This is a genomic window from Vibrio sp. RE88 (assembly GCF_013113835.1).
Taxonomy (GTDB): domain Bacteria; phylum Pseudomonadota; class Gammaproteobacteria; order Enterobacterales; family Vibrionaceae; genus Vibrio.
The window spans coordinates 264911-285381 of the sequence record NZ_VTYQ01000005.1; the positions used below are offsets into that span (position 1 = coordinate 264911).

Genomic DNA, 20471 nt, shown 5'->3' on the forward strand with positions numbered 1-20471 from the left:
ATTATGTGCTCTCTACGTAGAAAATGGGTCAGTGACCCAGCTTTCAAAATGTTTAAAAAAGTACTGCCACCGCTATCCAGCACGGAGAAGGAAGCTATGGAAGCGGGTAGCGTTTGGTGGGATGGGGAGCTGTTTTCAGGTCGCCCAGACTTCTCCAAGCTACACAAGTATCCAACACCAACGTTGACTGCGGAGGAGCAATCCTTCGTTGATAACGAGTTGGAAACCCTGCTTAGCATGTTGGACGATCATAAGATCGTAAAAGAAGACCGTGACTTGCCACCTGAAGTTTGGGAGTACCTGCGTAAGGAGCGATTCTTCTCACTCATCATTTCTAAAGAGTACGGCGGTCGAGAGTTCTCTGCGCTAGCCAACTCAACCATCGTGACACGCATCGCAACACGCAGCATTAGTGCGGCGGTCTCCGTCATGGTGCCTAACTCTTTAGGCCCGGGTGAACTGCTTTCACACTATGGTACTCAAGAGCAAAAAGATTACTGGCTGCCACGTTTAGCCGACGGTACCGACATTCCATGTTTTGCCTTAACAGGCCCTGAAGCAGGTTCTGACGCTGGCGGTATCCCTGATGATGGCATCGTTTGCTATGGCGAACACGAAGGCAAAGAAGTGTTAGGTATCCGCCTTAACTGGAATAAGCGTTACATTACACTGGCATCAGTGGCAACGGTACTTGGCCTTGCATTCAAGATGTACGATCCCGATGGTTTGATGGGTGATAAGAAAGAACTAGGCATTACTTGTGCGCTTATCCCAGCATCCCACAAAGGGGTTGAAATCGGTGAACGCCATGACCCATTAGGTCTTGCGTTTATGAATGGTCCGACGCGCGGGAAAGACGTTTTCATTCCAATGGAATGGCTGATCGGTGGTCAGGATTACGCAGGTAAAGGCTGGCGTATGCTGGTGGAATGTCTGTCTGCAGGTCGTGGTATTTCTCTACCTGCACTAGGTACTGCGGTTGGCCACTTAACGTCGCGCACTACGGGCGCTTACGCATATGTTCGTAAACAGTTTGGTATGTCGATTGGTAAGTTTGAGGGTGTTGCTGAGGCGATGGGCCGAATCGGTGGCTTGACTTACTTGCTTGAAGCGACGCGTACTCTAACGACAACGTCTCTGGATCTTAAAGAGAAGCCAGGCATTGTGACTGCGATTGCCAAATACCATATGACAGAAATGGCGCGCACGATTCTCAATGACTCAATGGACATTCACTCTGGTCGAGCCATTCAGGATGGTCCGATGAACTATCTGGCATCGCCTTACCTTGGTATTCCGGTCGCAATCACGGTGGAAGGGGCAAATATTCTGACTCGTAACCTGATGATTTTTGGTCAAGGTGCGACTCGCTGTCATCCATACGTACTGAAAGAGATGGAAGCCGCGGCAAATCCTGATGAGAAGCAAGGTGCTAAAGAGTTTGATGAGTTGTTGTTCAAACACATCGCTCATGCGACTAAGAATACTTTTGGCGCATTTGGTGCGGCTCTGACGGGGTCACGCTTTATTAAAGCCGATATGAGTGGTCCAACTCAGGGTTACTACAAAGATCTGACTCGCATAAGCCGTGCGTTGGCAGTGAGTGCGGATATTGCAATGGCCACTTTGGGTGGTGATCTGAAACGTAAAGAAATGATTTCTGCCCGCCTTGGTGATGTGCTGGCTTACCTTTACATGGGCTCAGCCGCGCTTAAGAAGTATGAAGACGAAGGGCGTCAGCAGCAAGATCTTGATTACGTGCATTACGCGGTTCAACACTGTCTGCATAACGCCGCGAAATCACTGCAAGAAGCGTTTACCAACTACCCACAAAAAGCGGTTGGCCGTCTACTGAAAGTGTTGATCTTCCCATTAGGGAATCACTTTGCTAAGCCAAGTGACACACTGACAGTGAAATTGGCAGAAAGTTTGATGACACCGGGAGCGCACCGAGATCGTCTGACGCACCTTTGCTATGTTGGCAAAGAAGCGGATGATAGCGTTGGTCTAATGGAGAATGCCTTCCTTGCGATGTATGGTGTGAAGAGCCTTGAACGTAAACTGATGCGTGCTGCTAAAGAGGGCAAAGTTGCCCGTAAAGGCCTACTTAAAGATCGTCTGGCACAAGCGCTAGAAGCAAACGTACTAACTCAGGACGAAGTCGACCAAATTGTTGCAGCAGATGCGCTGCGCTATAAAGCGATTCAAGTCGATGACTTTAGCCATGACTTTAGCGAAGTGAGAACAGGACAAGCTCGGGTAAAGCCAAAGTTAGATAGCGTGGCTTAGAGCTCGCTAACCGATATTGAGTAAAGGCACCTTAACCGGTGCCTTTCTTTTTGCTCGAAATCTAAAACTCGTATGAAAGAGCTCCAACCACTTGCATTTTACCGACATTTTTACAGAAATTAGATGCGAACTGGCGTTGAACCTTTTATCCTAGCGAAGTTTTTTAAAGGAAGTTGAATATGATCATCAAACCTAGAATTCGTGGATTTATCTGTACTACAACGCACCCTGTGGGTTGTGAAGCTAACGTAAAAGAACAAATTGCTTACACAAAAGCACAAGGCCCAATCAAAAACGCGCCTAAGCGTGTTCTTGTTGTTGGTGCTTCAAGTGGCTACGGTCTATCTTCTCGTATCGCTGCGGCATTTGGTGGCGGCGCTTCAACTATCGGTGTGTTCTTTGAAAAAGAAGGCACAGAGAAAAAGCCAGGCACAGCAGGTTTCTACAACTCAGTTGCATTTGAAAAGCTTGCACGTGAAGAAGGTCTTTACGCGAAGAGCCTGAATGGTGACGCTTTCTCTAACGAAGCGAAGCAAAAAACAATCGACCTAATTAAAGAAGATCTAGGCCAAATCGATATGGTGGTTTACTCACTGGCTTCTCCAGTACGTAAAATGCCAGAAACAGGTGAAGTGATTCGTTCGTCTCTAAAGCCAATCGGTGAGACTTACACTTCAACAGCCGTAGACACCAACAAAGATGTCATCATCGAAGCAAGCGTTGAGCCTGCAACGGAAGAAGAAATCAAAGACACTGTCACAGTAATGGGCGGTGAAGATTGGGAACTTTGGATCAACGCGCTTTCTGAAGCTGGCGTTCTAGCTGAAGGTTGTAAGACAGTGGCATACAGCTACATCGGCACTGAGCTTACTTGGCCTATCTACTGGGATGGTGCATTAGGTAAAGCTAAGATGGACCTAGACCGCGCGGCGACTGCTCTAAACGAGAAGTTTTCAGCAACAGGCGGAACAGCAAACGTAGCGGTATTGAAGTCTGTCGTGACTCAAGCAAGTTCAGCGATTCCTGTTATGCCACTGTACATCGCAATGGTATTTAAGAAAATGCGTGAAGAAGGCGTACACGAAGGTTGTATGGAACAAATCTTCCGCATGTTCAGCCAGCGTCTATACAAAGAAGATGGTTCTGCACCTGAAGTTGATGACAAGAACCGCTTACGTCTGGATGACTGGGAACTGCGTGACGATATTCAACAGCACTGTCGTAACCTGTGGCCACAAATCACGTCTGAGAACCTAAAAGAGCTGACTGACTACGTAGAGTACAAAGAAGAGTTCTTGAAGCTATTTGGTTTTGGTGCAGAAGGCGTTGATTACGATGCTGATGTTAACCCAGACTACAAAGCAGACTTTATTGCTATCTAATTGATTGCACTGCGTTAGAAACAAAATCCGGAGCCTAGGCTCCGGATTTTTTGTTTTACTTAAACGTTGACCAAATCGGGGCGTGATCTGATGGTTTCTCGATACCGCGCAGTTCGTAATCGATATCTGACTCGATACATTTCTCGGCGAGCTTTGGTGTCGCGAGTACAACGTCAATTCGCAGGCCACGGTTGTCATCGAAACCACGTGAGCGGTAATCAAACCACGAGAAACGATCCTCTACCTTAGGGTGGAGCTGACGGAAGGTATCTACGAATCCCCAGTCCATTAATGTTTTCAACCATTCACGCTCTTCTGGTTGGAAAGAACATTTACCCGTCTTTAACCAGCGCTTACGGTTAGGTTCACCGATACCGATATCGGCATCAATCGGGCTGATATTGATGTCACCCATAACGATAAGTTGTTCGTCGCTGTTGTGATGATCATGAAGGTAAGTCATCAAGTCTTTGTAGAACTGGCGTTTGTACGGGTACTTGGTTTCGTGGCTGATGTTATCGCCCTGTGGGAAGTAGCCGTTGAGTACGGTGACTTTCTCGCCATTGTCGTCTTCAAACGTCGCCATGATCATGCGTTTCTGATGATCTTCATTATCGGTTGGAAAGCCTTTCTGAACAGAAAGCGGTTCTTTCTTACATAGCATAGCAACACCGTAGTGTGCTTTCTGACCATGGAAGTAGACTTTGTAGCCCATAGCTTCAACGTCTTCGATAGGGAAGGCTTCATCATGCACTTTGATCTCTTGAAGGCCGATCACGTCTGGCTGATGTTTGTCGATGACAGCTTGCAATTGATGCAAGCGTGCGCGAAGACCATTGATATTAAAGCTGATAACTTTCATTTTTATTCCTTGTTATTGAAATAATTCAACGAATCGAAATTTCTTCAGATATTACCACTTTCTTTAGTAACCGCCTAAAGTTAACAGTTGGTGTATTTGTATTAACATATATGTAAACTTTCGATTGATAATTGATTGCAATATGTTGTAATTGGTCTCGAAATGTAGAATTTAGCTTTCGTTCTCATGCGATATGAATGAGTTTGCTCATAAGGATGTACTATGCGAACCCTTTCCGTTCAATGGAAAATTACCCTTCTTGCAGGCTGCTGCCTGCTCATTACTTCTTTATCCCTGATCGGATTTTCTGTTTACAACGCAGTGACTAACCAACAACAGATTAAGGCACAAAGTGCTGAGTCTGTGATCAACAAGTCTGAGCAACTGCTTGAAACACGAGCACTACTGAATGCCACTGAAGTAGCTGAATATCTTAATGAAGCCTTATATCGAGCGGAAATGCTGGCGTCCAATGCGCTGTTTTTGAAAACCAATACGGAAGAAAATTTTGGTGACAGCGAGGAATTGCGTACGGCTTTGGATGAAATGGTTCGCAAGTCGGTACTGAGCTTTGATTCGATTCAGGGTGCTTATCTTGTATTCAGGCCTAACATGCTAGATGGTGAAGACAGCAACTATGTGGATGCGGAGTATGTAGGCTCGAACGAAAGAGGGCAGTTTGCACCTTACTGGGTAACCGCTCAAAACGGTGAGAATGTCGTGTCTAATGTGCTGAGTGAAGCGGCGCTGGAAGATACTCAAAACAGCGAGCGATTCTTTTGTCCCCTTTCCAGTGGCGATTCATGTGTCAGCACTCCAAGACTCATTAACCAAGCTGGTGGACAGGTTCTCGCTACCTCAATATCCGTTCCTATTATGATCGATGATACTGTGATTGGCTTCTTTGGTATTGATCTTCGACTTGATGCGATGTCGGGTATTGTTGTCGAGTCAGACAGCCAACTCTTCAACGGCAGTGGTAATGTCAATATCATCAGCCTAGATGGTTCATTGATTGCCAGTGATGACTCCTCTCGTGCCATTGGACAATCGTTCGACAGCAAAACACTTTCCAGTGATCAACTGACTGATCTTCTGTTTGGGCAGGAAGTTCAAACCCAATGGAGTAGTGATGGTGAATGGCTGAGCGTATTTGCCCCTATTATGGTTGCCAATCAGACTTGGGGTGTTTTATTTGATATGCCAAGAAGCAGCGTGTTGGCAGATGCAGAAATGCTCGATCAAACCATCAGCCATCAAGTGGAGTCGAGCGTGAAAACCGAAGTACTTGCTGGCTCGATTTTGGTTATTTTCGGTTTAGTGACCATCGCGGTGATGGCTTCTCGTTTGGTTAAACCAATTCGTGAAGTGGTTGCGAGGTTGGATGATATTGCATCTGGCGAAGGGGATTTAACTCAGCGCTTGGATGTGAAATCTCAAGATGAGATTGGTCAGCTTGCCACAGGGTTCAATAAATTCCTTGATAAGCTTCAATCAATTATTAGTGATGTTGTAGAAACGACGTTGCAGATCGGTACGACAACAGAACAGTCTCGAATTGCGGCTCAACAAACTCGCTCAAGCAGTGATTCTCAGTTTAAAGAAGTGGATTTGGTGGCAACAGCCTCTGAGGAAATGACTCAAACAGCAGGTCTGGTGGTTCAAAACGCAGAAGTCGCAGTGAGCGAAGCTGAAAAAGCTAACGTCGCTGCAGATTCCGGTAAGAAGGTTATCGAGCAGTCTCAAGACGAAATGGTTCGATTAGTAGAGAGAATGACGGCAGCGGTTCCTGTCGTTGAAGAGCTAGCGAAAAACAACGCCAACATAACCGAGATATTGACGGTTATTGAAGGTATTTCAGAGCAAACGAATCTACTGGCCTTGAACGCTGCTATTGAAGCCGCGCGGGCGGGTGACCAAGGCCGTGGTTTTGCGGTAGTTGCCGATGAAGTTCGCAGTTTAGCCAGTCGCACCCAATCGTCAGTTGGTGAAATTCGTCAGGTGATCGAAGATGTACAGAAAGGGACGCAGGATGTGGTCAACGCGATTCAAGATGGTAACGACTTGGCAAATGATTCCGCTCAACAAGTTGAAAGAGCGGTTTCTCAGCTCAATAACATATTTGATGCGATTGCTTCCATCAATGATATGAACTCGCAGATCGTGAAAGCCGCTGAAGAGCAGCAATCGGTATCTGCGGAAGTAAATCAGAGCGTCAGCAACATCCGTGACTTGAGCGCGCAGATTTTATCTCAAGCAGAAGAGTCTGAAACCGTCAGCACGCAAATCGGAAATCTCTCAGAAAGACAGCAACAACTAGTGAGTCAGTTTAAAGTATAAAAGTAAAGGGCCTCTTGATGAGGCCCTTTTGCTATCTAATCTAGATACCAGTAACCAAGGTTAACCAGTGTTGTTAGCAGCTGCATTTGTGAGTCAGATAACTTGCCGTCGATGTGTTCGATCTCAATCGATTCTTGATTACACAGTAGGTGGACGAGGTGCGGTGACTCAGCTGGGTAAGCATCACCGTTAATGTAAACATGTGCAGATTCATTCTCATGGTACAGCGCACGTAAACCAGAAACTTTGCGTAAACTGCCTAGTGATTCTAGGTGGTGGTAGATTTCCAGAGCATCGCTCGGCTCTTCAGGTTCAACAATATCCAGCTGGTGGCGAGACTGGCTTAGCATACCCCCCATAAATTCACGGATATCGGATTCTGATTGCAGGGCAGATCGAAGCATGGTTGTCAGCTTATCTAAGTCAGCGTTGAGTATCTCGCCGTATTGATGCTGAGCAGTCATTTCTGGGTTATGCAGGTGAACATCGCCTTTTTCATTCGCTAGCACATAGTCAGCGAAATTACTGAGCAGTTCTTGCTCCTTAGGGGAGCGAAAGCCCATTGAGTAACTCATGCTCGGCTTTAGTGTATTCCCCTCGTGGGGGAATCCTGGCGGGATGTACAGTATGTCGCCGGGCTCCAATACTTCATCAATGATGGCATCAAAGCCTTCAATCTGACGCAAAGCGCCGGCCTGAATTGACTCTTTATACTGACCTTTATCTAGATCGCCAACACGCCAGCGGCGTTTACCACTGCCTTGGATAATGAAAACATCATATTGGTCGATGTGAGGGCCAACGCCACCTTCAGGGGCAGAAAAACACACCATTAAGTCGTCAAATAACCAGTTAGGCAGCTGTTTGAATGGCTCTATTAATTCGGCTGCGCCTAGGTGCCAATGGTTGCAAGCTTGTACCACTAATTGCCAATGGGACTCAGGCAGGTTTTCAAACAGAGAATCGTCAAAAGGGCCGTGTTGCGCTGACCACTTACCTTCAATGTTAGAAATGTAGCGCGAATCTACTTCTTCCTCCATAGCAAGCCCTGCCAACTCGTCTGGAGAAATCGGGTCAATGAAATCATTGAATCCGCCTTTAATCACAGTCGGTTTCTTGTGCCAGTATTGAGCAAGAAACTCAGCCATGTCAAAACTCAGTGGATAGCTCATGACTTCTTCTCCAATTTGTTTTCCAAATCAGATTTAACAATGTTGATGGCCGCCAATGCTACTTCGGGATCTATCTCATTGCTTTCAATTAAATAGATGAGATCCACTGCGAGTTTTATTTCATCAGGCGCTTGATCCAGTTCGGACGAGTTTGAGGACATATTACTGGTTTCGCTCTTTGTAACTAATTTGCTTTTCAATTTTGATTTTAGCGTGCTGGCATCGTTGCAAACGACGCTGAGCAGACTGCAAAGTTTGCGCGGCGAGAGACTTATCTCTTGGCGTGGCGAGCTTATGTTCTTGCTCTTTGCTTTTCACCAACGCTTTGAGCCGTTGTTCCCATTGTTGGTGCTGAGCCAAACTTTGGTAAAGTTCGTTAAGGTTGCGTTGACTGAATGACTTGCCAGTTGGCTCGCTCTGCCTGAGAACCGTTGTCGCTAATTCTCGTTTAATTGCGCTAATCTGGCACAAGAGTTTTTCAGACAAAAACTCGGCTTGTTCAGCTGATAGCGTTGCTGCTGACTGCTCGCAGAGAATTTTGTCGAGTGTTTCATGCGCTTCGTAAGCATAGGGTGTCAGCAGCTTGGATTGGCATCGAAATAGGTTTTGATCGAAGAGAGCTTGGTGATGTTCGCCTCTTTGGTTATCCAACAAAGTGGCTTCTTGCTCCAACTGTTCTAATAGCGATGATAGCTGGCCAAATTGCTTCATAGATTCACAAACCACGCTTCATAAGCAAGTTTCACTGCAAGGATACTTACAACCGTAACAAAAACAGGACGGATAAACTTAGCGCCGAATCGTATTGCTGAGTGTGCGCCAACAAATGCACCTGCCATTAGGCAAACACCCATAGTCAGCCCCAGCACCCAATCAATGTGACCTAGGATGGCGAAAGTAATCAGCGAAGTGAAGTTACTGGTAAAGTTCATCGCTTTTGCCAATCCAGACGCCAGCAAAATGTTCAATCGATACAGTGCCATTGAGCTGACAGTCCAAAACGCGCCTGTTCCTGGGCCTGCAACACCATCATAGAAGCCGATACTGAACCCTTGTATATATTGTTTTTTATTAAACTTAGGGCAAGGTTGTGGCATCTCATTACTGTTTGATTGCGGAGTTTTATGCCAAATGGTGTAAATCGCAGCCAGTAGAATGATGATAGGGAGGATCTTCTCCAGCCATTCGGTACTAATTAGGTCGACAACTAGGGTCCCGAGTGTTGCGCCAATTAAAGTCGCGACGAATGCTCGCCCCCAGCAATGAGGTTTGAACAAGCGTTTCTTATAATAAGTAAACGCCGCTGTAGACGATGCAAAAGTAGCTGCCAGCTTATTGGTACCCAGCGCGATATGAGGCGGTAAGCCAAGAGAAAGCAGAGCTGGTACGGTAAGCATACCGCCACCACCAGCAACGGCATCGATAAAGCCTGCGACAAAAGCAACCAGCGCTAACACCAACAACATTGTTGGTTCAAAAAGTTCCATACAGTTTCTTATATTCTAGTTATTCGATGACACGTTTAAATGGTGGCAGTGAGTCGAGTAGAGCTTTGCCATATCGCTTAGTAACGATGCGACGATCAAGGATGATGACTGTACCAGAATCTCGCTCTTTTCGCAGTAGACGACCAACGGATTGAATCATTTTTTTGCTCGCTTCAGGTACCGTTATCTGCATAAATGGGTTTCCACCTTTGCTTTCAATATACTCTGCGTGAGCTTGTTCTACTGGTGAAGTGGGAACGGCAAAAGGTATCTTGGTAATGATCAAGTTTTCAAGTAAATCTCCTGGTAGATCAAGACCTTCTGAGAAACTTCCGGTGCCAAACAAGATGCTGGTTTTCTGGCACTGCACTAAGGTTTTATGTTTTTTTAGAATCTCTGAGCGTGACTCTTTACCTTGAACCTGTAGTGACCAACCTTTTTTTACAAAATATGACGATAACGCGTCCGTGACTTGATTCATTTGCCAATAGGATGAAAAGAGCACTAAGTTAGCTTTGTTCTCTTCAATCAATTCTGGTAGTCGTTCAATTAAGCTATCGGTAAACTGAGGAGCTTGAGGTTCATAAGCCATTTTAGGCACTCTAAGCTCCGCTTGGTTTTGATAATCGAACGGAGAAGCTAAAGCTAAGAATCTCACGCCGTCTTCTGGCTTCTCACTTATCCCAGCTTGTCGACAGAAGAAGCTAAACGAGTTAAGCGCTCGCATGGTTGCTGAGACAAGCACCGCGCCAATACAGCGGCTCCAAAGCTGTTGATCTAATTGCCACCCAACTTCCAACGGTGACACATTAACAACAAAGTCGCCTTCACGTTCAGGTGCGACTTCCAGCCACCTTGCCAGAGGGGCGCCTTTCTCTCGTTGAGGCTCAGCCATTAAGTTCCAGACTTGAGCAAGGTTATCCATGCGTTGAATGTAAAAACCAAGCTCGGCTAAAGCAGGTTCGGCAAGTCGGTTAGCAAGCTCGCCATCTTTCACTCGCTCAGCAATAAGATCTGCAATCTTTGCGACAGACTGTGCTCCTTTTTGGGTGACAATCTTTAACTGTTTAGACTCTTCCTCTAACCATGTGGGTAACTCACCATTCTCAAATCGATAACAGCCATCCTCAAATTGGTCACCATTAAAACGACTCGCAAGTTGAGTCAGTGAAGGAATCAATTGTTGTACTGCATCTTGCAGATCATTGCGAAAGCGGCCTACGCGTTTTTCATCTGCAAGGTTGGCAAACTTAGTTACAGACTGATTCAAACGCTCGAGCCAACTTGCCGCGCCTTTTAAACTTGCTGCGGCTGACGAGTGGTCTCGTGCGACATGAGGAAGGTGATGAGCCTCATCAAATACGTAAATTGTATTCTCTGGCTCAGGAAGAATGACGCCGCCCCCAAGGTCGGCATCGGCCATAACTAAGCTATGGTTGGCAATGATCACATCGGTTTTATCGAGTTCTGAACGCGCTTTTTGGAAAGGGCAGTCACGGTGAACGGGCATGCTGTTGTTACAGCTGTGTTTGTCGCTGACAATGGACTGCCAAATTTCATCGGAGATCGGCTTTGGCCAAGAATCCCTGTCACCATCCCATTTGTTTTGCGCGAACTTTTTATACATCAGCTCAAGCTGCTCGACATCTTTACGCTTTGGTTTGCTGTCAAACATCGCCATTTGACCACCATCTGCTCCACATGCAGCGGCGAGTTTTTCTGCGCAACAATAGCGTTGTCTGCCTTTGGCCAGTATGAAAGAAAATTCTCTGTCAATCAGTCTTCTGTATAAAGGGAGGTCTTTATTGATCAACTGCTCTTGCAGCGCGACCGTCGCCGTCGAGATCACAACCTTACGGTTATTGAACAAAGCCACTGGGATCGCTGCCATCAAATAAGAGAGTGACTTACCGATGCCAGTCCCTGCTTCCGCGACAATCATTCGTGTTGATTTGTGATACTCACCGCATAGAGATTTGGTGATTTCAGCGACTAAATAGTTTTGAGCTCTGCGAGGTACAAAGTTATCCAGCTGAGATTGTAAATTTTGATAACTGGTACGTATGGATTGCTGGATTTTACTGGTGGTCATACTGGTGCCTTTAATTAGGGAAGGCGATGTTACCACATTTTTTTAAATGATAAGTAGTTCACGAAATGAGAGTATTTCATATCAAATCTAGATCTCCTTCACAAAAAAAAACTGAACCTTCATAAACTTAGAGCATATTTTTAGATTTAAAAATATATCTCTTCATAAGTGTTTTTTATGTAGATGAAAATTCTGTCTGTTAACCATGTGTTTACTTTGATTGGTTTAAAATATTGCAAAACTGCATTTTACTTTTTGATGATAATTTACTTAATTTGATTAGAACTTGCTCGAAAAAATGCTTCGTTTATATGTAACTGTATGTATTTAAAGTGTTTTATGTTTTTTGATTTGTTTTATTTAGGTCATTTGACAGGTAGCTGAATCTTTTGCAATCTAGACCCCGAATTTTAGTGGCGACAACATCTGACCAGTTAGAGCTCAGAGTTGTCATCAAAAAACATAAAGGGAACCGGATAAGGATTTCCCCATTCTATAGAAAAGGCAGTGGATTATTATGAAAAAGACTCTAGTAGCTCTTTCAGTTCTAGCGGCAGCAGCAAACGTAAATGCAGCTGAAATTTACGGTTCAGACACATCTAGTGTTTCTCTAAAAGGTGAGATTGATATCTACCTTACTGAGTCAGAGAAAGATACTTCTGCTACAGCAACAGAGAAAAAAGAAGCTGATATCTCAACGTGGGCCAAAATCCAAGTTGATGCTGAACACAAAGTAAATGACAAATACACAGTGTTTGGTTCTTTTGAAGTTGAAACTAAGAACACAACTGGCGTAGACAACAACGCAGTGTTTGATGATGTTCTAGCTGGATTTAAAACAGACACTTGGGGTATGGCATTTGGTGAGGTTGGTGATCTAGCTGACTCTATGGATGCAATCCAAAAGGATGACATCACTAACGAAGGTAACTACATGGGTTCTACTGGTGGTCACCACAAAGAGTCGTCTGGCCACGGTGCTGTGTTTAAAGGTCAGTTTGTTGAGGGTTTAACTCTTGTAGCTGACGTGATGACAGACTCAACTGAAAATGTTGATAACACTTACGGTGTGTCTCTAGATTACTCAATTGACAACTTCACTGTCGGTGCTTCTCTTGTAACTGGTGATGCTGCATTGGATGTTGATTACCGTGTTGCTGGTATCTCTGCGTCTGCTGAGTTTGGTGGTTTATTCCTAGCGGCTACTTATGCTAAGTACGAAGGCAACCAAGGCTATGGTTACTGGGATCTTAAAGATCTAAGTCAAACGGCATCTACTTATGCTAATGGTGATACAATTGGTGTTGCTGCTGCATACACTATTGACAAAGTGCGTCTATACACTACCTATGCAACTTACACTACAGATGAGCTACAAACTGCTAACACAGTAACTTCTATCGCGGATCTAGATGGTAATAACTTAGTTCTTGGTGTTGATTACGCGTTTATGGAGAATGTTCTACTATTCGCTGAATACCAAACAGCCGAGCAAGATGTAACAACGGCGTCAAAATATGAAGCTGATGGTGTTACAGCAGGTGTTTACTACACTTTCTAATCCCATAAGCTAATATGGTCGATTAAGAGCCAGCATAATGCTGGCTCTTTTATTTTTAATAAAAGGAAACGCTAAATGAACCGATATTTACTTGGTGCCTTGAGTCTACTTATATCTCACTCTGTGATAGCAAGTATTAATCTTGACTCGGGAATTAGTCTAGAAGTTCTTAATGGTGAATCTGTTGGGAAAATAGAGGAAGTAGAATTTATAACTGGCCAAAACCAATTGGTTGTTGAATATACAGGCTATTTAAGTGAAAGAGGTAAACGTGAGTTTTTTAGCTCCATTCCTTACATATTAGTAGTTGATGTTCCTGCCAAATCGGAATTAGAAATTAAGCTTATATCCAAGAAATTCAGTGAGATAAAGTCTTACGTAGATAAGAAGAAACCAATATTTTCTGCTAGCATCGATGGAAATGTAACCGAACTTAAGCAACAAGTTTTACCTCCTGCTGAGGGAGTTTTTCCTTATGGCGATATTCCTGAGTTAGTAAAAAACTATAACCAAGAGCAGGGATTAGTTTTTGATTCCGGTAAAATTCGCTCTTTGAAGAAGGAATTGGCTATTGTTCAAACTGTGTCAATAGATCAAGATCAGCATACAATTCAAGAATCTGAAACGAGCTTGCAGTTGAAAATATGGTATTCAAAAGCATCCAAGGAAGAAAAGAAAGAATTCAAACGCTGGATGATTGAGCAAGACTAATTTGATTTGAAAAGGCTTCTTATAGGAAGCCTTTTCAATACGTATTCAATTGAAGCAAGTCGGTTCCAATAAGGCATCTTCAATTGCTCCAACAAGCTTTTCTATATGTTCGGGTTCGCTAATTAACGGTGGCATCATATAGATGAGTTTGCCGAAGGGCCTGATCCATACCCCTTGCTCAACAAATAGTTGTTGTATCTTTTCCATATTGACTGGTTTGGTTGTTTCAACGACTCCAATTGCGCCTAACCATCTCACATCGGCGACTAAGTCATATTGCTTTAATCTAGGCAGCAACTCTGAAAATGCAGTTTCAATCTGAAGTGTTTGATGTTGCCAGTCTCCGATCTCTAATAGCTCTAAACTGGCTGTTGCCACTGCGCAAGCTAGCGGATTACCCATAAACGTGGGACCATGCATAAAACAGCCTGCTTCGCCTCCACATACAGTGTCAGCGACGTCTTTTGATGCGAGAGTGGCTGACAGTGTCATGTACCCGCCTGTCAGCGCTTTACCTACGCAAAGAATATCGGGTTCTACATCTGAGTGCTCACAAGCAAACATTTTCCCTGTGCGGCCAAAACCCGTCGCGATTTCATCAAGAATCAACAGAACACCAAATTGGTCGCATAATTTCCTTACACCTTTTAGGAAGCTCGGATGGTATATCCGCATGCCACCAGCACCTTGGACAATGGGTTCTAAGATGACGGCCGCGACCTCGTTGTGATGAGTTTCCAGTTTAGATTTGAAATCATCCAGATCAGCTCCATCCCACTCCTGATGAAAACCGATTTTTGGAGAGTCAGCGAATATGTGTTCCGGAAGAAAGCCTTTGTATAGCGAATGCATTGAGTTGTCTGGGTCCGTCACTGACATTGCAGCGAAGGTATCACCATGATAGCCGTCCCTTAGAGTTAAGAACTTAGGGCGTTTCTCACCTTTCGCATGCCAGTACTGAAGTGCCATTTTTAGGCTTACTTCGACGGCCACTGAACCTGAGTCAGCTAAGAATACATGTTCGAGATTACCGGGCGCGAGAGAAAGCAGCTTCTTGCATAAATTAATCGCAGGCTCGTGAGTTATGCCGCCAAACATGACATGGGACATCTTGCCTATTTGATCTTGAGCCGCGTTATTCAAGGTAGGGTGGTTGTAGCCGTGAATCGCTGACCACCAAGAAGACATACCGTCTATCAGCTCTTTTCCACCTTCAAGCTGTATATAAACACCATTCGCCGAGGTGACTGGATAGCAGGTCAGAGGTGTTAGCGTTGATGTATAGGGATGCCAGATATGGCGGCGGTCAAAGTCGAGATCCATCAATATTTCCTTAATGACAGGTGGTTATATGATAACCATATGTAAACTTTTGAAATTTAATAGTGTTGACAGTTTACATCGCGTCAGTAGACTAGCCAAGTCAAGAAACTAACAATAATAGTAAGGAATACACGTGGAAGTACGTCACAACTGGACGGTAGCCGAAGTGCGCGAGTTAATGGCAAAGCCGTTTATGGATCTTCTTTTTGAAGCGCAGCTAGTTCATCGCCAATATCAGCACCACAACCACGTACAAGTCAGTACATTGCTCTCAATTAAAACTGGCGCCTGCCCTGAAGATTGTAAGTATTGTCCGCAGAGCGCTCGTTATCAGACAGATGTCGAAAAAGAGCGTTTGATGGAAGTAGAACGTGTGCTTGATGCCGCCCAAAAAGCCAAAAGTGCTGGGTCTACACGTTTTTGTATGGGAGCCGCTTGGAAGAATCCTAAGGCTCGTGACATGCCGCACCTGACAGAAATGATTAAGGGCGTGAAGGGGATGGGGCTTGAGACCTGCATGACTCTCGGCATGCTCACACCTGAACAGGCCGCTGAACTGGCTAATGCAGGCTTGGATTATTACAACCATAACCTTGATACTTCTCCTGAGTTTTACGGCAGTATTATTACCACACGTACATACCAAGACCGTCTAGATACTTTATCTCACGTACGTGATGCCGGTATGAAAATCTGTTCTGGCGGGATCATTGGTATGGGGGAGAGTGCCAATGATCGTGCTGGTCTGTTAGTTGAGCTAGCAAACTTACCGACTCACCCTGAGAGCGTGCCTATCAACATGTTAGTGAAAGTCAAAGGGACACCACTTGAAGAAGTCGATGATGTTGAGCCATTCGACTTTATTCGTCTTATTGCTATCGCACGTATTTTGATGCCTAAGTCCGCAGTACGCCTATCTGCTGGCCGTGAAGATATGAACGAGCAGATGCAGGCGCTGTGTTTTATGGCCGGTGCTAACTCAGTGTTCTACGGATGCAAATTGCTGACTACACCTAACCCTTCCGAAGACAAAGATATGCAGTTGTTTAATAAGCTGGGTATCAATAGCCAAGAAGTGTCCCAGCGACCAGATGAAATTGAGGAAAATGATCTGCTTGATCGTGTGGTAGAGCGTGTTGCTGCACGTCCAGCCAAGGATGACCTGTTTTACGATGCCAGTGTTTAGTGAACGCATTGCTCAATTCCTGGACGAAAGAAAACGTCAAGGGCTTGAGCGCAGTATGCGCACGGTTGGCTCAGGTAATAGCACGACGTTAACGTATGGAGACAGCCTGTATACCAACTTCTCCAGCAACGATTACTTAGGTCTGGCAACAGACAAAGAGCTATCAAATGCTTGGCAGAAGGGTTTGAATCTGTATGGCAACGGAAGTGGTGCATCTCCTCTGGTTACAGGGCATTCCAAAGCGCACTCAGATCTAGAAGCCGCGTTATGCGAGTGGCTTGGCTTTGAGCGAGCGATATTGTTTAGCTCCGGGTTTTCGGCCAATCAAGCGCTGCTTTTCAGCTTGTTGGAAAAAGATGACCTGCTTATCCAGGATAAATTAAATCATGCCTCTTTAATGGAAGCTGGCATGCTTTCTCCTGCGACGATGAAACGCTTTCACCACAACGATGCTAAGCATTTGAAGACAATCATGAAGCAAAGCGCGTTAGTTGTGACAGAAGGGGTATTCAGCATGGATGGTGATCTCGCACCGTTAGCCGATATTCATGCGGTCACGGAAAACAAGTCTTGGCTTACCGTTGATGACGCGCATGGCATTGGCGTTCTGGGCAGCGATGGTCGAGGAAGTTGTGACGTAGCGAACGTTCAACCTGATGTGCTGATAGTGACGTTCGGCAAAGCTCTGGGTTTGTCAGGAGCGGCGATTATGTGCAGCAAAACATTGGGTGAGTATTTAACGCAGTTTGCTAGACATCACGTTTACTCTACGGCTATGCCGCCTTCACAAGCTTATGCATTAACTCATGCGATCACTATGGTTCAAACTCAGCATTGGCGACGAGAAAAGCTTTCGGAGCTGCAGGGTGAATACGCCCAGCACTTTTCTTCGTTTGACGGTTATGTAGAGACCTCAACACCTATTAAACCCTTGTTGATTGGGAAAAGTGGCGCTGCATTGGAAGTCGCGAATGACTTAAAGGGGGCGGGTTTTTGGCTGACGGCTATTCGACCTCCAACGGTTCCTAGTAACTCAGCAAGGTTAAGAGTGACGCTCTCGGCGAATCATTCGGTGATGCAAATTAAAGAACTCGCAAAAAGCATAGAAATTTCAATGGAAAAGGTGCATTGATGGAACACGCTATTTTGATGCATGAGTCTTGGCCTCAAGATAAAACCGCCATTGCAGAAGCGTTTGGTAAAGCAGCCAATACTTATGATTCCCATGCGGCCTTTCAAAGAATGGTTGGGGAGCGATTACTGAATCAGTTACCTGAAGATTTAAGCAATAAAACAGTCCTCGATCTTGGTTGTGGGACAGGTTTTTTTTCCGAAAAACTGCGCCAGCGTGGCGCGTTGGTTATTTGCTGCGATCTTTCACAGCAGATGTTGAAGAAGGCCGAGGAAAGGTGCGGCTCTGCAGGTATGCAGTATCAGCTTGGAGATGCTGAAGCTTTGCCGTTTCCAAACGCTTCTATTGACTATGTATTCTCAACTTTAGCGTTGCAGTGGTGTGAAGACTTGTCAAGTCCCTTGAGAGAAATGCGTAGAGTTGTTAAACCAGCGGGCAAAGTGTATTTTTCTACCTTGCTTGAGGGGTCATTGGAAGAGCTGAAATGTGCTTGGCGCCAAATTGACGCATATCAACACGTCAACGATTTTATCGGCGCTAATCAGGTAAAAATTGCGTTAGCGCAATCCGGTTGTCAGAGTCATCATCTAGACTTGCCTACCATAAAGGTTTGGTACGATACCGCATTTTCTTTGATGCGCGACTTGAAAGGCATCGGAGCCAACCATGTAAGCGGCCGTTCGCATGGGTTAACGAGTCGTCGCACATTACTCGAGGTTGAGCGTGCGTATCAAACGTTTAAAAACCATCAAGGTCTTCTACCTGCAACTTATCAGGTTTGTTTAGGGGTTATTCATCTATGATTGATGCATTTTTTATTGCTGGTACGGATACCGATGTTGGTAAAACAGTTGCTTCAAAAGCAATTCTTAACGCACTCGCGTTAAAGGACTTAAAAACAATTGGCTACAAGCCCGTTGCAGCGGGTAGCGAGAAAACAAGCGAAGGCTACCGAAACTCAGATGCTCTGTATCTGCAAAAAGCCTCCACACTTGACGTCGACTATGATGAGGTCAATCCATACGCTTTGGAGTTGCCTGCTTCACCGCATATAGCCGCTCAGCGTGAAGGTATTGAAATTCAGTACTCAGTGTTGAGTGAAAAATTGGCAGAGCATAAAGATAAAGCGGATGTGGTTCTGGTTGAAGGGGCTGGCGGTTGGCGAGTGCCTGTCACGGATTCTCAATGTTTGTCTAGCTGGGTACAGCAAGAGAAATTGCCTGTGGTGCTAGTTGTTGGCATCAAATTGGGGTGCTTAAGCCATGCTATGTTGACTGTCGATGCGATTAAGGCGGATGGGTTGGAAGTGATTGGTTGGGTTGCGAACAGAGTCAACCCTGGCACAGAGCATTACGCAGAAATCATTGAAATGCTGGAACAGAAAATTGGCGCGCCAAAGCTGGGTGAAATTCCTTACGTGCCAAGCGTTAAACAAAAAGATCTAGCGAAATATATTGATGTGTCCACGTTAATTGAAAGCTGATTTTTCCTCGTGACCTAAAACAGAAAGGCTGCCATATGGCAGCCTTTATTGTATTTATAATCTGACACTTACTTATCTTGGTTTAGACCCATGAGCGCTTGCTGGGTATCAGAGATACGTTTTTGTGCTTGTTGCTCTGAAGAAATACCAAGTTGCTGCTTTGCTTCTTCCTCTGAAATACCAAGGTGGCAGCATAGTAGGTCAATAGCCATTTGATAGTTGTTAGTTTCAACCATGATTTTGTCCTTTTCACACATGGATATTTTAATCTGAGTACAATCTAGCACGCTTTAGTCTAGGTACAATAAGACCAAAGTCTAATGCTACTACTGTTGATTAATATATCGGACATTCTGCATTTTTGGTGTGAATTCTTACTGAAAGTTTTCACAATTTTTGCAGTTAAGAAAACAAATGTTTCAATTTGCATCTATCCCTTGTATTTAAAAGGGATAGACTATATCTATGAGTTAGATATAAAGCCTCAGTGCAAAATTCGTATTGCCAAGGCAAATAATTAAGCTTCCTGTTTCGGAGAAAAGTAATGAAGCGAGTAATGTTATTTTTGGCAACCAACTTAGCCGTTGTTCTGGTCCTAAGTGTTGTTCTAAATATTGTTTATGCTGTCACAGGTATGCAGCCTGGCAGTCTGTCTGGTCTGCTTATCATGGCCGCAGTGTTCGGTTTTGGTGGCTCATTCATTTCATTGATGATGTCGAAAGGCATGGCGCTGCGTTCTGTAGGTGGCATGGTGATCGAAAGTCCTCGCAATGAGACGGAGCATTGGTTACTGGAAACGGTTCGTCGTCAGTCTGAGCAAGTGGGTATTGGTATGCCAACCGTAGCCATTTATGACTCTGCTGATATCAACGCATTTGCGACGGGCGCTAAGCGTAACGATTCTTTGGTCGCGGTCTCAACGGGGCTTTTGCACAATATGACTCGAGATGAAGCCGAAGCAGTGCTAGCTCACGAAGTGAGCCATATTGCAAATGGTGACATGGTCACGATGACGCTAATGCAAGGTGTTGTGAATACGTTCGTCATCTTCCTATCACGCTTCATTGCGAATATCGTTTCATCTAATGATGAAGAAGAAGGTGGCAGCAATATGATGGTGTACTTTGGCGTATCCATCGTTCTTGAACTTGTATTTGGCTTCCTAGCAAGCTTCATTACTATGTGGTACAGCCGCCACCGCGAATTCCATGCTGATGCAGGTGCGGCGCAGTTGGTAGGTAAGCACAAAATGATTGCAGCTTTGGAGCGCTTAAAAGTGAGTCATGAATCTCAGTTAGAAGGTTCAATGATGGCATTTGGTATTAATGGTAAGCGTTCAATGACTGAATTGCTGATGAGCCATCCTCCATTAGATAAGCGTATTTCAGCCCTACGTAACTCATAAGCTCACGATTTAACTAAAAGGCTTGATTAAATATCAAGCCTTTTTT

General features: G+C 44.9%; 18 protein-coding genes. 10 read left to right on the plus strand and 8 right to left on the minus strand.

Features of this window, described 5'->3' with window-relative positions:
• Positions 1-3 precede the first annotated feature (3 nt).
• Together F0265_RS13785 and fabV are read left to right on the plus strand one after the other, a co-directional pair.
• Entirely contained in the window at positions 4-2289 is a 2286-nt protein-coding gene (locus F0265_RS13785; protein WP_171749311.1) for an acyl-CoA dehydrogenase, read from the plus strand.
• A 179-nt stretch (positions 2290-2468) separates the two neighbouring features.
• Entirely contained in the window at positions 2469-3671 is a 1203-nt protein-coding gene (fabV, locus tag F0265_RS13790; protein ID WP_171749312.1) for an enoyl-ACP reductase FabV, read from the plus strand.
• 55 nt (positions 3672-3726) lie between these two features.
• Here the strand turns inward: fabV and xthA are convergent, their stop codons facing one another.
• Positions 3727-4533, minus strand: coding sequence for an exodeoxyribonuclease III (xthA, locus tag F0265_RS13795; RefSeq protein WP_171749313.1), 807 nt, complete (start codon positions 4531-4533; stop codon positions 3727-3729).
• A 222-nt stretch (positions 4534-4755) separates the two neighbouring features.
• Between xthA and F0265_RS13800 the strand changes: the two genes are divergently transcribed.
• Positions 4756-6873 (plus strand): methyl-accepting chemotaxis protein, encoded by a 2118-nt coding sequence (locus F0265_RS13800; protein WP_171749314.1) that lies wholly within the window; start codon positions 4756-4758, stop codon positions 6871-6873.
• 35 nt (positions 6874-6908) lie between these two features.
• Here F0265_RS13800 and F0265_RS13805 read toward each other — a convergent pair whose 3' ends face one another.
• The 5 genes from F0265_RS13805 to dinG are packed head-to-tail and all read right to left on the minus strand — an operon-like array spanning position 6909 to position 11624.
• Positions 6909-8045, minus strand: a complete 1137-nt coding sequence (locus F0265_RS13805) for a cupin domain-containing protein (protein ID WP_171749315.1) — start codon at positions 8043-8045, stop codon at positions 6909-6911.
• Positions 8042-8206: a pleiotropic regulatory protein RsmS gene (gene rsmS / locus F0265_RS13810; protein ID WP_171749316.1), complete on the minus strand. Its 165-nt coding sequence runs from the start codon at positions 8204-8206 to the stop codon at positions 8042-8044. The genes F0265_RS13805 and rsmS overlap by 4 nt, the downstream gene beginning before the upstream one ends.
• 1 nt (position 8207) lies before the next feature.
• The gene (locus tag F0265_RS13815; protein ID WP_171749317.1) at positions 8208-8756 is read right to left on the minus strand and encodes a primosomal replication protein; all 549 of its coding nucleotides are present in this window, start codon (positions 8754-8756) and stop codon (positions 8208-8210) included.
• Entirely contained in the window at positions 8753-9532 is a 780-nt protein-coding gene (locus F0265_RS13820; protein WP_021455028.1) for a TSUP family transporter, read from the minus strand. Before F0265_RS13820 ends, F0265_RS13815 begins: the two co-directional genes overlap by 4 nt.
• A 19-nt stretch (positions 9533-9551) precedes the next feature.
• Positions 9552-11624 (minus strand): ATP-dependent DNA helicase DinG, encoded by a 2073-nt coding sequence (dinG, locus tag F0265_RS13825; RefSeq protein ID WP_171749318.1) that lies wholly within the window; start codon positions 11622-11624, stop codon positions 9552-9554.
• A 517-nt stretch (positions 11625-12141) separates the two neighbouring features.
• Here dinG and F0265_RS13830 point away from each other — a divergent pair.
• Positions 12142-13185: a porin gene (locus tag F0265_RS13830; protein ID WP_171749319.1), complete on the plus strand. Its 1044-nt coding sequence runs from the start codon at positions 12142-12144 to the stop codon at positions 13183-13185.
• Positions 13186-13260: 75 nt separating this feature from the next.
• A complete protein-coding gene (locus F0265_RS13835; protein ID WP_171749320.1) occupies positions 13261-13896 on the plus strand; it encodes a DUF2057 family protein in 636 nt (211 codons plus the stop codon).
• Between the two features lie 45 nt (positions 13897-13941).
• On the opposite strand, the gene bioA is transcribed toward F0265_RS13835, so the two are convergent.
• On the minus strand, positions 13942-15219 hold the full coding sequence (gene bioA / locus F0265_RS13840; protein WP_171749321.1) for an adenosylmethionine--8-amino-7-oxononanoate transaminase: 1278 nt from the start codon (positions 15217-15219) through the stop codon (positions 13942-13944).
• A 133-nt stretch (positions 15220-15352) separates the two neighbouring features.
• Between bioA and bioB the strand changes: the two genes are divergently transcribed.
• From bioB to bioD, 4 genes are read left to right on the plus strand one after another with little or no spacing between them, the layout of a single operon-like run.
• The gene (bioB, locus tag F0265_RS13845; protein ID WP_171749322.1) at positions 15353-16405 is read left to right on the plus strand and encodes a biotin synthase BioB; all 1053 of its coding nucleotides are present in this window, start codon (positions 15353-15355) and stop codon (positions 16403-16405) included.
• The gene (bioF, locus tag F0265_RS13850) at positions 16392-17537 is read left to right on the plus strand and encodes an 8-amino-7-oxononanoate synthase (protein ID WP_171749323.1); all 1146 of its coding nucleotides are present in this window, start codon (positions 16392-16394) and stop codon (positions 17535-17537) included. The genes bioB and bioF overlap by 14 nt, the downstream gene beginning before the upstream one ends.
• Positions 17537-18340: a malonyl-ACP O-methyltransferase BioC gene (gene bioC, locus F0265_RS13855; RefSeq protein ID WP_171749324.1), complete on the plus strand. Its 804-nt coding sequence runs from the start codon at positions 17537-17539 to the stop codon at positions 18338-18340. Before bioF ends, bioC begins: the two co-directional genes overlap by 1 nt.
• A complete protein-coding gene (gene bioD / locus F0265_RS13860; RefSeq protein WP_171749325.1) occupies positions 18337-19020 on the plus strand; it encodes a dethiobiotin synthase in 684 nt (227 codons plus the stop codon). Before bioC ends, bioD begins: the two co-directional genes overlap by 4 nt.
• Positions 19021-19088: 68 nt before the next feature.
• On the opposite strand, the gene F0265_RS13865 is transcribed toward bioD, so the two are convergent.
• The gene (locus F0265_RS13865) at positions 19089-19256 is read right to left on the minus strand and encodes a hypothetical protein (protein ID WP_006962802.1); all 168 of its coding nucleotides are present in this window, start codon (positions 19254-19256) and stop codon (positions 19089-19091) included.
• 308 nt (positions 19257-19564) lie between these two features.
• On the opposite strand from F0265_RS13865, the gene htpX reads away from it, so the two are divergent.
• The gene (gene htpX, locus F0265_RS13870; protein ID WP_171749326.1) at positions 19565-20425 is read left to right on the plus strand and encodes a protease HtpX; all 861 of its coding nucleotides are present in this window, start codon (positions 19565-19567) and stop codon (positions 20423-20425) included.
• Positions 20426-20471 lie beyond the last annotated feature (46 nt).

Coding starts and splice junctions, on each gene's coding strand:
- F0265_RS13785 (WP_171749311.1), top strand. CDS start 4: ATGTGCTCTCTACGTAGAAAATGGGTCAGTGACCCAGCTTTCAAAATG.
- fabV (WP_171749312.1), top strand. CDS start 2,469: ATGATCATCAAACCTAGAATTCGTGGATTTATCTGTACTACAACGCAC.
- xthA (WP_171749313.1), bottom strand. CDS start 4,533: ATGAAAGTTATCAGCTTTAATATCAATGGTCTTCGCGCACGCTTGCAT.
- F0265_RS13800 (WP_171749314.1), top strand. CDS start 4,756: ATGCGAACCCTTTCCGTTCAATGGAAAATTACCCTTCTTGCAGGCTGC.
- F0265_RS13805 (WP_171749315.1), bottom strand. CDS start 8,045: ATGAGCTATCCACTGAGTTTTGACATGGCTGAGTTTCTTGCTCAATAC.
- rsmS (WP_171749316.1), bottom strand. CDS start 8,206: ATGTCCTCAAACTCGTCCGAACTGGATCAAGCGCCTGATGAAATAAAA.
- F0265_RS13815 (WP_171749317.1), bottom strand. CDS start 8,756: ATGAAGCAATTTGGCCAGCTATCATCGCTATTAGAACAGTTGGAGCAA.
- F0265_RS13820 (WP_021455028.1), bottom strand. CDS start 9,532: ATGGAACTTTTTGAACCAACAATGTTGTTGGTGTTAGCGCTGGTTGCT.
- dinG (WP_171749318.1), bottom strand. CDS start 11,624: ATGACCACCAGTAAAATCCAGCAATCCATACGTACCAGTTATCAAAAT.
- F0265_RS13830 (WP_171749319.1), top strand. CDS start 12,142: ATGAAAAAGACTCTAGTAGCTCTTTCAGTTCTAGCGGCAGCAGCAAAC.
- F0265_RS13835 (WP_171749320.1), top strand. CDS start 13,261: ATGAACCGATATTTACTTGGTGCCTTGAGTCTACTTATATCTCACTCT.
- bioA (WP_171749321.1), bottom strand. CDS start 15,219: ATGGATCTCGACTTTGACCGCCGCCATATCTGGCATCCCTATACATCA.
- bioF (WP_171749323.1), top strand. CDS start 16,392: ATGCCAGTGTTTAGTGAACGCATTGCTCAATTCCTGGACGAAAGAAAA.
- bioC (WP_171749324.1), top strand. CDS start 17,537: ATGGAACACGCTATTTTGATGCATGAGTCTTGGCCTCAAGATAAAACC.
- bioD (WP_171749325.1), top strand. CDS start 18,337: ATGATTGATGCATTTTTTATTGCTGGTACGGATACCGATGTTGGTAAA.
- F0265_RS13865 (WP_006962802.1), bottom strand. CDS start 19,256: ATGGTTGAAACTAACAACTATCAAATGGCTATTGACCTACTATGCTGC.
- htpX (WP_171749326.1), top strand. CDS start 19,565: ATGAAGCGAGTAATGTTATTTTTGGCAACCAACTTAGCCGTTGTTCTG.